This is a genomic window from Allopseudospirillum japonicum (genome assembly GCF_900108915.1).
In the GTDB taxonomy this organism is placed as follows: domain Bacteria; phylum Pseudomonadota; class Gammaproteobacteria; order Pseudomonadales; family Halomonadaceae; genus Pseudospirillum; species Pseudospirillum japonicum.
This window is the reverse complement of sequence record NZ_FNYH01000001.1, coordinates 365701-381131: the sequence shown is the minus strand read 5'-3', so window position 1 is coordinate 381131 and position 15431 is coordinate 365701. Positions and strand designations below refer to the sequence as shown.

Below are 15431 nucleotides of genomic sequence, written 5' to 3'. Positions count from 1 at the left end.
ACAAACAAGTCTCAAAGTAAGATGGATCAGGTCTTGGTTAATCGCAGGTGGGATAGGGATGTTAAGCACTTGCTTGGCTTGGACTTTGCCTGTGCACGCGGCTACGGAAACACCTGATATTCGTGTGGTGATCGATGTTTCCGGTAGTATGAAACAAAATGACCCTAAGAATTTACGGGTGCCTGCATTAAAACTTTTGATTGATTTATTGCCGAGTGAAAGCCGTGCAGGCGTGTGGACTTTCGGTACTTACTCGAACGTATTAGTCCCTCACGGTGTCGTCAATGATGCTTGGCGAGAGATGGCACGGGAGAAAGCCCGTGAAATCGATGCCAATGCACTATATACAGATATTGAAAATGCGATTGAACGTGCCGCTTATGATATTGGGCGCGATCCAGAAGGTTATGATAGACACGTCATTTTCCTGTCTGATGGCATGGTGGATATTTCTGAAGCGAATACAGAAAAAGCACGCGAGCGCGAAAACCAAGTTTCACGCGATAACTTGCTGTATAGCATGGTGCCACGTTTGCAACAGGCTGGTTATTCAGTGCATACCGTTGCCTTGTCAGAAAATGCTGACCATGATTTGCTAAGACGCATGGCCAAGGAAACCGGCGGCTTATATGCTGTGGCACAAAGCGCAGATGAACTGATGAAATTATTTGTGAATGCGATGGATCGTTCTGCACCAGCAGAAGAAGTGCCTTTAGAAGGTAATCGTTTTCTGGTCGATGCAAGCATTAGTGAATTTACTTTATTAGTTTTCCATGGGCCAACACGCCAACGTGTTGCGTTAAAAGCACCGGATGGGCAAAGATATATGGCGTTAGACCATCCAGAAAATGTGCGTTGGTTTGGTTCGGATCGCTATAACCTTGTGACAGTGCAAAGTCCACAACAAGGTGAGTGGTTGTTAGAAACTGAGGCGCATCCGGATAACCGAGTGACTGTCATTTCAGACTTGAAATTAAATGTGAGTGATGTGCCGGCGACCTTATATCGAGGTGTACCTTTACAGCTGCAAGCACACTTTACTGAAGATGGCCAAGTGATCGAGCGCGATGACTTTTTGGAATTGCTCGACGTACGTGCTCAAGTGATTGACGATGAAAGTCGTGTCTTGCGTGAGCAAGCGATGGCGCGTTCAGCCACTGAGAAAGGATATTTTAAGCAAACATTAACTTTGCCAGAGCAGTTAGGTAGCCAAAGGGTTGAAGTGCATGTAGATGGTAAAACCTTCCAACGTACAGTCTCTCGTCCGGTCAATGTACAGGATTTACTGAATACTGCGTTGCAAATGCGCGATGATCAGTATGCGAACACAGGTAAAGTATTATTGACTGCGAATCATCCTGAGTTACGTGCACCTGATACACAGATTCTGGCAGAAGCTGCGGGCATGCAAGTCTTGGCTGAGTTACAAGAAATTGAACAATGGGTCGTACAATTGCCAACGCTTGATCGAAGCCGAGACCAAAAAATTAGCTTCCAAGTGACGACCTTAATGCAAGGAGAAAGCATTCAAACGAGTTTAGCTCCGATTGTGATTCCTGCTGATCCGAACTTAAAAGTTGAAGAACAGCCAGAAACAACACCTGAGCCTCAACCTCAACCCAAACCCGCGCCCGAACCTGTGGTAGAGGAAGAAGCACCGCCACCTGCTTTTGTGCCACCGCCTGTAGCGACGCCTGACCCGAAACCAGAAGTTGAGCCTGAACCTGCTCCAGTAGAGAAAGAAGATGAACCAGATATGTTGTGGGTTTATCTTGGGATAGGGATAGCTAATGTGCTTTTGTTTGCGGGGGCTTTTTTAGGCTATCGCCACTGGAGCAAGAAGCGCGGTTTTGAGGATGAAGATCTCAGTATAGATCAACATGAACAGGTCTAGTGGTCGCTAAAACAACCCAAGGGGGAGTCTGTCAGACTCCCTTTTTTTATGCCATGATTTAAAAATTCGTTTTTAAAAAAGGAAATCGCTTGTTATGTGCGAACTTTTGGGTATGAGTGCGAATGTCCCTACGGATATTTGTTTTAGTTTTGCTGGTCTCATCCAACGCGGTGGTGGTACAGGGCCGCATAGTGATGGTTGGGGAATCGCCTTCTACGAAGGTGATGGTTACCGAGAATTCCGCGATCCGCACCCTTCAATTCATTCACCGATTGCACGCTTGATTTGTGATTATCCGATTAAAAGTCGTGTTGTGATTAGTCATATTCGCCAAGCGAATGTTGGACAAATTTCGTTAGCTAATACCCACCCTTTCACCCGTGAGCTTTGGGGGCAGCATTGGAGTGCGGCACATAATGGCCAACTGGCTAATTATCAGGCACTGGCTTTGGGTACCTATTTACCTGTAGGAAGTACGGATAGTGAATATGTTATTTGCTGGTTATTGAATCAAATTCGTCAGCATTTTCCTGTGCCGCCAGCACAAGCCCATACTTTATGGCAGCAAGTACACACTTGGTGTGAAGAATTACGCCGTTTAGGAGTCTTTAATTTATTGCTGAGTAATGGAGAGTATTTATTTGCTTACTGTTCAACGAAGTTGCATTGGTTAACAAGACGTGCACCTTTTGGTGAGGCTCACTTATGTGATCTAGAAATGCAGGTTGATTTTCAACAGCACACAGGCGATCAAGATATAGTGACTGTGATTGCCACAGAACCACTCACTTCAAATGAAGCATGGCAAAAAATGCAACCGGGTGAGTTAGTCGTATTTCAAGCGGGAGAAAAGGTGTATCAAGCCTTTGGGCGTTTTTAGTCGGCTTCCACGGCGGGAAGCCGGTATAAATCAGCCCAATTTTTTAACCTTGAGCACTCGCTAAATATCTTTGCTTGGCTTGCGTTACCTTCTCAATATAGCGTCTAGACTCTGCACTCGGATGGCGTGTATTGAGCTTTTGGTAAACTTCTTGTGGCGACAGGCTGTTAATCACCTTGACAGCTTGTTGACGATCACTATGGAAGGTTTTCAAGACGTTGCCAGCACCACCGTTATAGGCAGAAATCATGCAGTATTCACGACTGAGAGGATGTTGAATATCTTTTAGATAAGTGGTTTGTAGAATATGTAAATAAGCCGTGCCTGCATCAATATTATTGGCAGGATTAAATAAATAGGAACGTGTTGGCTGATCAGAACGTCCTTTCAAACGTTGAAAAACATCACGTCCTGCGGTTGCAGGTACAATTTGCATTAAACCATAGGCAGGAATCACACTAGTCGCATAGGGGTTGAAACTACTTTCAGTTTCCATGATGGCGTAAATTAAAGGTTCACCGATACGATATTGTTGTGCATATTTGCGTACGAGCGTTTCATACTTATGTCCGCGCACTTGCACATGATTATCGACTAAGGGCAAATCAACACGATAGTAGGTGCGTCCATTGGCTTGGATTTCCTGAAGCTTGTTTTGTACTAGCCATTGGGCAAAACGTTTAGCACGCCATTCCCATTCTACAGGGACGCCTTCGTGATCTCGAATCTGGCCAGCTAAAATGGCGGGGCCTGAATACTGAATATTTTGCGTGTCAAACAGATGAGGGTTGTCTGCATCAAAGGGTGTTAGCAAGGTGGTAACAATCGCAGTTTGTAGACGTTCCAAAGCCCCCGAGTTTTTGAGCGTTTCGACGCGCACACGTCCTGCTTCAAAGTCTAAAGTGCCACGACTTTGATACGCATCTGTGTATTTAACAAGTTGTTTGGTTTGTGTTGCTAAGAGCTGATCACCCCAGCGGCTGCGAGTAAACTGGCGTAAGTTATCTAGCTCTAAACGTAAACGAAAATTTTCTTGCTCTAAAGCTTGAATACGTTGTGGGTAATCGCTTGCTTGTGGATCAACAAAAGCATAGCGATCACGGATTTGAGCACTAATCACTTGAGGTGCACTGGGTATTGGGGTGAGCACCTCTGCTGTGATAGGTAGGTTACTGGTCGTTGGTTGCAACTGGGTTTCAGGGATTTGAGCAGGTGCACTCGGTAGCCTGATAGGCTCGCTAATTGGCGTTGGCGTTGGCGTTGGCGTTGGCGTTGGCGTTGGCGTTGGCGTTGGCGTTGGCGTTGGCGTTGGCGTTGGCGTTGGCGTTGGTGCTTCCATCTGTGTCGGCACACCCTCTTGTACACCGCCTTGGTAATAGCGTACCGGTGCTGTATGTGGTGTGATTGGCCGGCTTTTATCCTCAATGCTAGGATTGGTAGCCGGTGGGGGAGCACTTTGGCAGCCTGCAAGGGTAACCAAAGGTGTCAACAGATAAGGTAACCATTTAGACATTCAGTTTTCTCCTAAAACTTTCTCCTAAAACAAAGTTGCTGGCAACTTTGTCGAATCACTGGGGCCGATCCACGACAGATAATTAAGCGTTTAAAGTCAAGGGAGCTTGCTTTAGGGCATTTTCCTGTCGATGGAGATGGAGCAAAATTTGTGACCAAAAATCTGCCGTTTGTATATTGGCCAAGGTGGCAAAGGCGGCTTCATTACGGTGCAGCACTAACCAGGCTGTGTGTTCAAGGATACGTAAGGTACGTAGGATTTCGATCCAAGCTAATTCATGGAATGGAAACGTGGCTTCTTCTTGATAACCATCAATAAGCTCAGACCAACGTAGCGCTTCTTCTTTCGGATCTTCCGCTTGTGCGAGCATCCACAAATCTTGTACGGGTAAACCCTGAATACTATCATCAAAATCAATAAGATAAGGGCTAGGTGTCCAAAGGAGGTTACCTAGGTGTGCATCGCCTTGAATTGGTTGTAAACGACTAGATTTGACATGAGCAAGTCGACTTTCAATCAGTGAGCGCAAGCTAGTTTCCAAAGCCGTAAGCTGGCTGGTTTGGATTTTTGTTAGCCAAGGGGTCGCTAAAATAATGTGCCAAGCCTGTTGCCATTGTCTGCACCAATCAAAATGTGGGCGGTGCTGGTAAGTTATCTTGCGGCTTTGGGTATGTATACGCGCAAATAAATGACCTAGCTGATATAAAGCATCGAGATACTCGTTGTCATCTTCCCAGACACGGCTTCTGTGCACTTGATAAGGATAAAGTGCAAAATAAAACCCCTGATAATTAAATAAACTCTGCTGATCAAAAGTCAGAGGGGCGTTGACAGGCAAGTTTGCCTGTGCAAGTTGCAAGCAAAGTTGATGTTCTTCCAAAATATGGGCTGCTTGCCAGCTATGAGGGCGGTAAAACTTCACGATAACAGGATCAGCCTCTAGCATTCCAAGGCGTACCACTCGATTCTCATAACTATTTAAAGGTAGTGATGATCCATCAGGTTCCAATCCGATGGATTCCACGGCTTGTAAGATCAAGTGGGGCGATACTTGTGCGAAATCATCTGCATAAGCAAGGGATGCGTCAGGGCGCAGCATGGAAGCACCTCAAAAGTAGGTGATAAAAATGCAAATACTAACATGCTCACCTAAGTGCGGGTATCAGATGAGGAAGTCTTTATGATTTAGGCACGTGCTAAAGCGGTGACATAGCAAACTTTGGCACCTGCGTCTAAGCAAACCTCAGCCAATGCATTTAAAGTAGCGCCGGTAGTCATCACATCATCGACTAATAAAAGTTTTTTGTTGTGTAAGGCTTGTGGTTGCAGGACTTGGAAAGCATCTGCAACATTACATCGGCGTGTTTGCGCATCTAAATATTTTTGCGCTGGTGCGAGGTGAGGGCGTTCCACCCAAGTATTGACGAAAGGACGTGCTAGCATGCCACTGATATGACGGGCACACCACAAAGTAACATGAAAGCCGCGTTTGCGGATACGTTGTGGATGTGCTGGGACAGGGATAATCATATCTAAATCTTGATATAGGCCCATCACCTGTTTAGGTAAAGCGTCTTGCCAGAGCTGGGTAAGTGCTTTACCAGCGCTAAAATTTGTATGGAATTTGAATTGATTGAGCAATAAAGAGGTCAGCCCACCATAAGCCAAAGGTACATAAGTCTGTGTAAAAGCCGGTGGTTCGATGCGGCACGTATCACATAAGTTGCTGTGAGCCGATACAAGCCCGCATTGATGGCATTGAGAGGCATAGTCCAAATAAGGCATCAGCTGCCGGCATTGCGGGCAAAGACTAGAGCGCCCCCAATAACTTTTTTGGCATAGTAAACATTGTAAAGGGTATTGCAAACGCGCTAGGTTAGGTCGATACAAGGTTAACTTCATCCATGAATTAAGTTGACAATAACTGGGCTAATTAAGCTAGACTAGGCGCAGTTAACTTTTATTGTCTATTAGGTTGTCTAAAAGGAGCCTCTCACATGTCAAGCTTGCCTGCATTACGTTACGATTGGACTTTGGACGAAATACAAGCTTTATGGCAGCAAGCCTTTTTAGATTTATTATTGCAAGCGCAGCAAACACATAGACATTACTTTCCCCCAAATCAGGTGCAAGTCTCGACCTTGATGTCAATTAAAACAGGTGCTTGCCCTGAAGATTGTAAGTATTGTCCGCAATCTGGACATTATCAAACGGGTTTACAACGTGAGCAACTGGCAGAAATCCGTAAAGTGGTACAACAGGCGCAAGCCGCTAAAGCCGCAGGTGCCAGCCGTTTTTGTATGGGTGCGGCATGGCGTTCTCCACAGGAAAAAGCCTTCCCAGCCGTGTTGGATATGGTACGTGAAGTAAAAAATCTAGGTTTAGAAACCTGTATGACACTGGGTATGCTGGATGCACAACAAGCCCAAGCTTTAGCAGACGCAGGTTTGGATTACTACAACCATAATCTAGATACCTCACCTGAATATTACGCAGAAATTATTAGTACCCGTACTTATACAGATCGTTTGCAAACATTAGCGCATGTACGTGATGCGGGTATGAAGGTCTGTTGTGGCGGTATTTTAGGAATGGGAGAAGGGATGCAAGATCGCCTCAAGCTATTGCAACAATTAGCCAGCTTGCAGCCACACCCTGAAAGTGTCCCTATGAATATGTTGGTGAAAGTCGAAGGTACGCCTTTAGACCAGGTCGAGGATTTGGATGAACTTGAGTTTATCCGCGCGATTGCTGTTGCACGGATTTTGATGCCAGCATCTTATATTCGTTTATCCGCAGGTCGGGAAAACTTATCCGATACAAGTCAAGCTTTAGCCTTTATGGCCGGCGCAAACTCTATTTTCTATGGTGATAAGTTATTAACAACCAGCAACCCAGAAGCACAAAAAGATCAGCAATTATTTGCACGTTTAGGTTTAGAAATAGAACAAGCCTCCACACCGGTTTCTGAGCAAGTGCGCGCAGCCGCTTTAAATCAAGCACTACAAGAAGCGCAAACCTCAGCCTATTTTTATGATGCAACTCAAAATGAAGCCCGTGCACCCAAACCTTGTGGTCTGCTAGTGTGATCAATAAGCAAGCAAACAAGCTAGAAACCCGGCTTGAAAGAAAATTACAGCAAAGAGTCGCTGCTTCCTTATTGCGGACGCCATCATGTCTTATGAGCCCACAAGGTGCCAGGGTTGAGCGTGTTTACCAAAGCAAAAAAACACAGCAGTATAATTTTTGTAGTAATGATTATTTAGGGCTGGCGGCACATCCAAAAATTCTCGCGGCTTTGCAAGCAGGAGCTGAACGTTGGGGCGTTGGTAGTGGGGCATCGCATTTAGTATGCGGGCATTCGTATGCACATCAAGCTTTAGAAGAGGCGATTGCAGCTTGGTTACAGCGTCCGGCAGTCTTGAGTTTTAGTAGTGGTTTTTCTGCAAATCTAGCTTTATTGCAAACCCTATTAACCTCTGATGATTTAGTGCTTGAAGATAAACTAAATCATGCTTCTTTGTTGGATGGTGCGCGGATTTCTGGTGCTAAAGTCTTGCGCTATCGTCATTTGGATGTGGCACATTTACAGATGCGTCTGCAACAAGCAACACATCAGGCGAAAGCCAGTAACGTCACTTGGGTGGTCACGGACGGTGTTTTTAGCATGGATGGTGATCAAGCAGATTTAGAGGCTTATAGCCAGCTTTGCCAAGTGGCAAATGCGCATCTGATTGTGGATGAGGCACATTCGTTAGGAGTCTTAGGAACACGAGGGCAAGGACTCGCTGCAGATGTAACGAGTGCGCAAACACCCATCATTATGGGGACCTTGGGGAAAGCCTTAGGTACCAGTGGTGCTTTTGTGGCTGCTTCCACACATGTGATTGAATATTTGCGCCAGTTTGCGCGCCCTTACATCTATACTACGGCAAGTTCCCCCGCATTGGCATGGGCGACTTGTGCAAGTGTGCACTTGGTGCAAAGTGAGGAAGGGGCCGAACTCAGGGCACAATTAGTGCGCAATATTCAAGACTTTCGTCAAGGGGTGCAAGCTTTAGGTTTGCCTTTGGCAGCCTCAACAACCAGCATCCAAATTTTACCGATAGCAGACGTCAACACCTGCTTGCGCTGGAGCCAAATCCTTGCACAAGCAGGTGTTTGGGTTGCTGCGATTCGTCCACCGACAGTGGCACAAGCGCGCCTGCGTATCACCCTAAGCGCAGCACATACTCAAGAGCAAATTCACTGGTTATTGCAAGCCCTCGCAAGGTGTCAGCAACTTTATCCTTTATCGATAGGAGATGTCTAACATGCCTCTCTCCCTTGTATTGATGGCCGGCTGGGGTATGCGTGCACAGGTGATGCAGCCTTTAGCACAGGCATTAAAGCAGCAAGGGCCGCAAAGCATACACATCTTGTGTGTTGATGCTCACACCTCTATTCCTCAGCAAGCAGATATATATTTGGGCTGGTCTTTAGGGGCTTTAAGGCTGGCACAAGAGGTAACCTGCCCCTTGATTGTGTTAGGTATGGGGGCGCGTTTTTGTGACTTGGGTGGGGTTACACAAGCCCAGTTACGTGCTTTTCAGCGTCAGTTTCAACGGGCGCCTGTATCCGCTTGGCAAAGTTTTTTGCAATGGCAGGCCCAAGGTGATACCCAAGTTGCTTATCAGCATTTGCTTGCGCATCAGCAAGGGGATGCCTTGGCGTTTCCTGCTGCAAGCTTGGCACAAGGTTTGGAAGCGCTGGCTCATTTAAACATCTCTCGTGCTGAGTTACAGATTCTAGGGGAGACAGATCCTTTAATTTCTACCCCAGATAAAAATCCCCAAGTTCAAATTGCTGGAGCACAGCAATATCAAATACCAGCCTGTGGACATTTATTACCATTAACGGCTGTGCCTCAGATTGCCGCGTATGTGTGGGAGTTTTTTCAGCAAAATGAGTATTTGTAAAGCCCAAGTGAAGCACAATTTTGCTAAAGCCGCCGCTGATTATCAGCAATATGCAGGTTTACAAGCCTATACAGGAGCACAATTGCATCGAAATTTGCCTTCTGTATCACACTTAGCGCAAGGTGTGGTACTGGATTTGGGGTGTGGACCAGGGCATCAAGCCAAGGCTTTGGCTATGCTTTATCCGCAATATCCTTGTATTGGGATGGATGTGGCGCCGGCAATGCTTGAGTACGCACGCAGGCATGAAGCGGCAGAAAATCTCTGTTGGCTGGCGGCGGATGCCGAACATTTGCCCTTTGCCAAGGAGGTTTTGACTCTGATCTATTCCAATTTAATGTTGCAATGGTGCGAAGATTTACAAGCCAGTTTGCAGGGATTGCAGCAAGCAAGTTGTCAAGGTGCAAGCTTACATTTTAGTACGCTGGTGACAGGGACTTGTCCACAAATTAGCCAAGTATGGCAAGCATGCCAACGTGTTCCACAAGTCCGTCAGTTTTTGACTCGCAAGCAAGTGCAAACCCAAACCCAGCAAGCAGGTTGGCACATTCAAGCTTGCCAGCAAGAGGAGGTCATTTTGCACTTTGAAACTTTCACAGAAGTGCTTGCCTCTTTACGTAAAGTCGGTGCGCATACACCACAGCAGCCAACTAAGCATAAGGGGTTGCAAGGGCGCGGCCACTGGCAAGCCTTGCAGGCTGAATATGAAAAGTATCGCGGTGCACAAGGTTTACCTTTAAGCTATCAAGTGCTTTATATTCACGCAGTTAAAACTTAGATAGGGGCTTGTATGTCATCCTTCCCTACACGTCTTTTTGTGACAGGTACAGATACAGAAGTGGGTAAAACTTTTGTCAGTAGTGCCTTATTGATCGCTGCACAACAAGCGCAAGTGCCGGCTTTAGGCTTGAAACCTATAGCTGCGGGTGCAGATTATCATGCACAAGAAGCAGCCTATTACAATCAAGATGCGCTCGACTTGCAAAAATATGCTTCCATAACACTTGATTATGAGCAAGTGAACCCAGTGATGTTAAAGGCAGCAACAGCACCGCATATCGCAGCAGCTGAAGAAGGACGCCGCTTAAATAGCCAAACCTTACTTGCTTGGTGCCGTGGGGCTTTGTGGCAACGGCCAACACCTGAGTTTGCATTAGTAGAAGGTGCTGGTGGTTGGTACGTGCCTTTGAATGCAAGAGAAACCCTAGCAGATTTGGCCAAAGCTTTAAATTTTCCAGTACTGTTAGTCGTTGATATACGCCTAGGTTGTATTAATCATGCTTTATTAACCGCGCAAGCCATTGCGCGTGATGGTTTACCCTTAGTCGCTTGGGTTGCTAATTGTCGTCAGCAAGAAATGCCTTACTTGGCAGAGACGCTAGCAACTTTAGAAGCTTTATTGCCTGCACCTTGCTGGGCAAAATTGCCTCCTTGTTCTGGGGGGGTTGAGCAAGCAGCAGAATTTTTTGAATTTTTATTTAAAAAAACTTGACTAGTAAGGATTATTCTCTATAATGCGCCCCCATAGCCCAGCAGCAGGTAGGCGGGAGTGGTGGAATTGGTAGACACGCTGGATTTAGGTTCCAGTGCTTCACGGCGTGAGAGTTCGAGTCTCTCCTTCCGCACCAAAAGCTAGGGTTAAACAAATTGAGAAAGCCAGAATCTTTAAGATTCTGGCTTTTTTCGTTGTTGTTCGTGTATCGGTTTATACACTTATTAAAGCATAAGGCGCTGTTATCGTAAGCGCATGGAGCACATCTTATGTTATCTCAGCGTCTCCAAAAATATTTACCTTGGGTACCTTGGTTATTTGTCTTGCTATGGAGCACAGGGTTTATTGGTGCTAAATATGCACTGCCTTACAGTCAAGCATTTACATTTCTTAGCTGGCGTATGCTAGGCAACCTTGCAGTGTTTGCTGGCCTAATTTGGTATTTCAACACGCATTGGCCTAAAGATCCTAAATTATGGATACAGCAAGGCATTGCGGGCCTATGTATTCATGGCGCTTATTTGGGTGGTGTATTTTCTGCGATAGAGCTGGGGACCCCCGCAGGTTTAACTGCATTATTAGTAGGATTGCAGCCTTTAGTAACGGCCATATGTATTGCTTTGGCGTACTGGCGTTGGCCGCATCCATTACAAATGCTGGGATTAGTCTTAGGCTTTGTTGGGGTCGCCTTAGTGCTGTCTGGAGGGCAAATACAGGATTTAAATCTGGTACAGTTACAAGGGGATCAGTTTGCTTGGATTTTGCTGGCCTTACTGGGAATTAGTTTGGGTACCTTATATCAAAAGTATTTTTGCCAGCCGCAACCCTTGCTAACGGCCTCTTTTATTCAGTATGCAGCGACTTTAAGTGTATTTTTGCCGTTGGCATACTTTTATGAAGACACACAAGTGATATGGCACCCAGAGTTTATTTTAGCCCTCGCTTGGTCGGTCATTGTTTTGTCTGTAGGCGCTATTTTGTTACTGATGCTGATGATCCAGGCTGGAGAAGCCACAAAGACTGCAAGTTACTTTTATCTAGTGCCACCTTTGACTGCTTTGGAAGCTTGGTATTTATTTGATGAAGCACTGGCACTTGCTGGTGTTTTTGGCATGTTATTAGCCATTTTGGGCGTGTATTTAACTAATAAAGCCACCATAAAATAAGTGAGTAAATTTTTATGCGAATTAATGAACTGCTTGTGTATTTAGATGAATTATTGCAAGTCCACGCGTTTCAAGACTATTGCCCTAATGGTCTACAAGTTGAAGGGACGCGTTCGGTACAGCATTTGGTGACAGGTGTAACCGCCTCGCAAGCCTTGCTTGATGCGGCAATTCAAATCAAGGCAGATGCTATTTTGGTACATCATGGCTATTTTTGGAAAAACGAATCTGCACCTCTCGTCGGTATGAAAGGGCAACGGATTCGTAGCCTAATGCAAGCAGGGGTACACTTGTTAGCCTATCATCTGCCTTTAGATGCACATCCAGAATTAGGCAATAATGCGCAACTCGCACGTTTATTTGATTGGAAAATTACTGGTCCTCTCTATCCACAACAAAGCCACCCCATTGGGTTTCAAGGTGAGCTTGCGCAACCTATGACGGCAGCTGAGTTAAGTCAGCAACTAGCACAAGGATTAAAGCGAAAACCTTTGCATATTCAGGGCCATACACGATCGATTCGTCGTTTAGCTTGGTGTTCAGGCGCTGCGCAAGGGGCTTTGGTCGATGCAGCAGCTTTAGATGTTGATGCTTATATTAGCGGTGAAATCTCTGAGCCAAGTGTGCATCTAGCGCGTGAGTTAGGAATTGATTATTTTGCTGCAGGGCATCATGCAACAGAACGTTATGGTGTGCAGGCGCTAGGAGAGCATCTTGCGCATCAGTTTGGCCTGCAACACACTTTTATTGAGATTGATAATCCAGTTTAAGCTGTTGGTGATTGGGTTTCTTTTTCTTTCAAACCATAATCCTCCGCTAACGTCCCTTTAGCCTGTGCGGGTTTGGGGGCATAGTCGCGTGGGGGCTCAAGCTGTGTGCCAGCGAGGTTTGCCGATGTTTTCATGTGTGAACTAGGCTTGCGCCATATAGCATGTGCAAATACCCCAAGTGCGAAGCCTGCAACAAATAGAAGAAAGCTCATAGTCGTCCCCGCCTTTATTGTTTTCGTTGATAACAGCAGCTTAACCTTTAGGTAGAAAAACTCAAGCCCTAAGCATAGCTTCTAAGTCGGCTGATAGGAAAACCGCTCAGTGATGGTTTACCAACCTTGGGTCTTGCAGCAAGTTCGCCTATACTAGTGCCCCTTTTGCCGCTAGTACCTAGTGCTTGCAAGATTTCTTAATCTCCAAAACCTCTCCAGTTGGGATGTTAAGCTATGACCCCTTTAGAGCGATATCAGCAAGATTTGCAACGCAATGATTTTAGTTATGATGCAGCCCAAGAAAACGCCGTAAAACATTTACAGCGCTTGTATGATGAACTCTTGTCTACGCCACCTGGAGGGAAGGTGGTCACCAAGCGGATCCAGTTGGAGAGTCAACCGAAAAAAGGTTTATTTTCCAAGTTATTAGGTACATCTTCTGGAGCACGCGAGAAAATTGTTAAAAGTGTTGAACCGATTAAAGGTTTATATTTTTGGGGAGGCGTTGGCCGCGGCAAGACGTATCTTGTCGATACTTTCTATGAAAGCTTGCCATTTCCAGAGAAAAGCCGTACCCACTTCCACCGTTTTATGCAGCGAGTACATGCGGAACTGCGCCGTTATGATGGCGAGCGCAACCCACTGAAATTGGTGGCAGATACTTTAGCTAAAGAAGCACGCGTGATCTGCTTTGATGAATTTTTTGTTAAAGACATTACCGATGCAATGATTTTAGCCAACTTGTTGGAGGCTTTATTTGAGCGTGGTGTTGTTCTCGTTACGACCTCGAATATTGTGCCTGATGAGTTGTATAAAGATGGTTTACAGCGTGCACGTTTCTTGCCAGCGATTGATTTGCTCAACCAGCACACCGAAATTGTTAATGTTGACAGTGGGATTGATTATCGCCTGCGTGCTTTGACACAGGCAGAAATTTTTCATACACCCTTGGATGCAGCGGCAGATGTGAGCTTGCAAACAAGCTTTGATGCAATTGCGCTTGCTACAGGGGATGCCGATATTGCTTTAGAAATTAATTATCGGATAATTAACGCAAAACGCTGTCACGATGATGTAGCTTGGTTTGAGTTTGATGAATTATGTGATGGTCCGCGTAGTCAAAATGATTACATTGAATTGTCTAAACTTTTCCACACGGTACTGATTGCGAATGTACCACAAATGGGGCGAGATAAAGATGATCAAGCGCGCCGCTTCATCAATATGATAGATGAGTTTTATGATCGTAATGTGAAAGTCATTATGTCAGCTGCAGCACCGATTACAGATTTATATACGCAAGGTAATCTTAATTTTGAGTTTGAGCGTACGGTGAGCCGTCTGCTAGAAATGCAATCACATGAATATCTTGCCCGTGAACATAAGCCTTAATTGATCTATCGCAGCTGTAAAGTGAAAAAATGTTTTTGAGGCTTAACTTTTGTTGTAAGGAGCGCTATAATCCGCGCTCCTTCGGGAGACCCCGACACTCGTTGCTCACTGCAAAGTAAGCAACCAATAAAAATAGGTATTGGTCAGTACAATTCTTTGTATCCTTGTGTACAAAGCGTCGTGAAGACCCATTAAGGCATATAGTCGAAATGAAAACAACGATCAGTGCAAAACCAGAAACAGTAAGACGCGACTGGTTTGTCGTAGATGCCAGTGATAAAACTTTAGGTCGCTTGGCAACAGAAATCGCGCGCCGTCTACGTGGCAAACATAAGCCAGAATATACACCGCATGTTGATACAGGTGACTACATTGTTGTAGTTAACGCTGAGAAAATCCATGTGACCGGTAACAAAGCGAAAGCAAAAAATTACTATCGTCATACTGGTTACCCAGGCGGTCTGAAAACAACTCGCTTTGATAAGATGATTCAAGAGCATCCTGAGCGTGTTCTGCAAAGCGCAGTGAAAGGTATGTTACCTAAAGGTCCTTTAGGTCGTGCTATGTTCGCTAAGCTGAAAGTCTATGCGGGTGCCGAGCATCCACACACGGCTCAACAACCTCAAGCACTGAATATCTAATTACAAGAGCGAGCGCTATGTCTACTACTCAAAACTACGGTACAGGCCGTCGTAAAACTTCTGCTGCGCGTGTGTTCTTAAAGCCTGGCACAGGTAACATCACTGTTAACGGTCAGCCTTTAGATGAATACTTTGGTCGTGTGACCGCGCGTATGATTGTTCGTCAGCCACTTGAGTTGACTGAAACATCGGGTAAATTTGATCTTTACATCACCGTACGTGGTGGTGGAAACTCAGGTCAAGCGGGTGCAATTCGCCATGGTGTAACACGCGCTCTGATCGAGTATAACGAAGAATATCGCAAGCCGCTGCGTGCAGCAGGCTATGTGACTCGTGATGCACGTATGGTAGAGCGTAAGAAAGTGGGTCTACGCAAAGCGCGTAAGCGTCCTCAGTTCTCCAAGCGTTAATCAAGATTGCGGAACCGCCTACTGCATCCGCACAAAACGCTCAGACCCCAGGTGGGCTGGGCGTTTTTTTTGGTGTGAAACAAGAAGATATCCAACTAAGGCA

At 45.7% G+C, this 15431-nt stretch carries 16 protein-coding genes and 1 tRNA gene; 13 read left to right on the top strand and 4 right to left on the bottom strand.

The features are described from left to right. Positions 1-58 precede the first annotated feature (58 nt). The gene (locus tag BMX05_RS01755) at positions 59-1894 is read left to right on the top strand and encodes a VWA domain-containing protein (RefSeq protein WP_177166743.1); all 1836 of its coding nucleotides are present in this window, start codon (positions 59-61) and stop codon (positions 1892-1894) included. Positions 1895-1988: 94 nt separating this feature from the next. Beyond that, positions 1989-2774, top strand: coding sequence for a class II glutamine amidotransferase (locus tag BMX05_RS01750; protein WP_093308224.1), 786 nt, complete (start codon positions 1989-1991; stop codon positions 2772-2774). A 43-nt stretch (positions 2775-2817) separates the two neighbouring features. Here BMX05_RS01750 and mltC read toward each other — a convergent pair whose 3' ends face one another. From mltC to BMX05_RS01735, 3 genes are all read right to left on the bottom strand, one after another. Then, positions 2818-4287, bottom strand: coding sequence for a membrane-bound lytic murein transglycosylase MltC (gene mltC / locus BMX05_RS01745; protein WP_093308223.1), 1470 nt, complete (start codon positions 4285-4287; stop codon positions 2818-2820). Between the two features lie 82 nt (positions 4288-4369). After that, positions 4370-5386 carry a serine/threonine protein kinase gene (locus BMX05_RS01740; RefSeq protein WP_093308222.1) on the bottom strand — a complete coding sequence of 339 codons (1017 nt, stop codon included), beginning with the start codon at positions 5384-5386 and terminating at the stop codon, positions 4370-4372. 86 nt (positions 5387-5472) lie between these two features. Next, complete coding sequence (locus BMX05_RS01735) at positions 5473-6177, bottom strand: ComF family protein (protein ID WP_093308221.1); 705 nt, start codon at positions 6175-6177, stop codon at positions 5473-5475. Between the two features lie 107 nt (positions 6178-6284). Here BMX05_RS01735 and bioB point away from each other — a divergent pair, with 107 nt between their 5' ends. The 8 genes from bioB (at position 6285) to BMX05_RS01695 (ending at position 12673) form a co-directional block, all read left to right on the top strand. After that, entirely contained in the window at positions 6285-7376 is a 1092-nt protein-coding gene (bioB, locus tag BMX05_RS01730) for a biotin synthase BioB (protein WP_093308220.1), read from the top strand. A gap of 92 nt (positions 7377-7468) precedes the next feature. Further along, complete coding sequence (locus BMX05_RS01725; protein WP_093308357.1) at positions 7469-8599, top strand: aminotransferase class I/II-fold pyridoxal phosphate-dependent enzyme; 1131 nt, start codon at positions 7469-7471, stop codon at positions 8597-8599. 1 nt (position 8600) lies between these two features. Beyond that, entirely contained in the window at positions 8601-9245 is a 645-nt protein-coding gene (locus BMX05_RS01720) for a hypothetical protein (RefSeq protein ID WP_093308219.1), read from the top strand. Continuing rightward, positions 9232-10023: a malonyl-ACP O-methyltransferase BioC gene (bioC, locus tag BMX05_RS01715; protein ID WP_177166742.1), complete on the top strand. Its 792-nt coding sequence runs from the start codon at positions 9232-9234 to the stop codon at positions 10021-10023. Before BMX05_RS01720 ends, bioC begins: the two co-directional genes overlap by 14 nt. A 12-nt stretch (positions 10024-10035) precedes the next feature. Continuing rightward, the gene (bioD, locus tag BMX05_RS01710) at positions 10036-10737 is read left to right on the top strand and encodes a dethiobiotin synthase (protein WP_093308217.1); all 702 of its coding nucleotides are present in this window, start codon (positions 10036-10038) and stop codon (positions 10735-10737) included. Positions 10738-10788: 51 nt separating this feature from the next. Beyond that, a tRNA-Leu gene (locus BMX05_RS01705) sits at positions 10789-10873 on the top strand. Positions 10874-11006: 133 nt separating this feature from the next. Further along, the gene (locus BMX05_RS01700) at positions 11007-11903 is read left to right on the top strand and encodes a DMT family transporter (RefSeq protein WP_093308216.1); all 897 of its coding nucleotides are present in this window, start codon (positions 11007-11009) and stop codon (positions 11901-11903) included. Positions 11904-11917: 14 nt separating this feature from the next. Beyond that, positions 11918-12673 (top strand): Nif3-like dinuclear metal center hexameric protein, encoded by a 756-nt coding sequence (locus tag BMX05_RS01695; protein ID WP_093308215.1) that lies wholly within the window; start codon positions 11918-11920, stop codon positions 12671-12673. Here BMX05_RS01695 and BMX05_RS12535 read toward each other — a convergent pair. After that, positions 12670-12885, bottom strand: coding sequence for a Z-ring associated ZapG family protein (locus BMX05_RS12535; RefSeq protein ID WP_093308214.1), 216 nt, complete (start codon positions 12883-12885; stop codon positions 12670-12672). The two genes, BMX05_RS01695 and BMX05_RS12535, sit on opposite strands and share 4 nt — an antisense overlap. 234 nt (positions 12886-13119) lie before the next feature. On the opposite strand from BMX05_RS12535, the gene zapE reads away from it, so the two are divergent. The 3 genes from zapE to rpsI all read left to right on the top strand — a co-directional run bounded on the left by zapE (position 13120) and on the right by rpsI (position 15328). After that, positions 13120-14277 carry a cell division protein ZapE gene (gene zapE, locus BMX05_RS01685; protein ID WP_093308213.1) on the top strand — a complete coding sequence of 386 codons (1158 nt, stop codon included), beginning with the start codon at positions 13120-13122 and terminating at the stop codon, positions 14275-14277. A 209-nt stretch (positions 14278-14486) separates the two neighbouring features. Beyond that, a complete protein-coding gene (gene rplM / locus BMX05_RS01680) occupies positions 14487-14918 on the top strand; it encodes a 50S ribosomal protein L13 (protein WP_093308212.1) in 432 nt (143 codons plus the stop codon). Between the two features lie 17 nt (positions 14919-14935). Beyond that, positions 14936-15328 carry a 30S ribosomal protein S9 gene (rpsI, locus tag BMX05_RS01675; protein WP_093308211.1) on the top strand — a complete coding sequence of 131 codons (393 nt, stop codon included), beginning with the start codon at positions 14936-14938 and terminating at the stop codon, positions 15326-15328. The last annotated feature ends 103 nt before the right edge of the window (positions 15329-15431 follow it).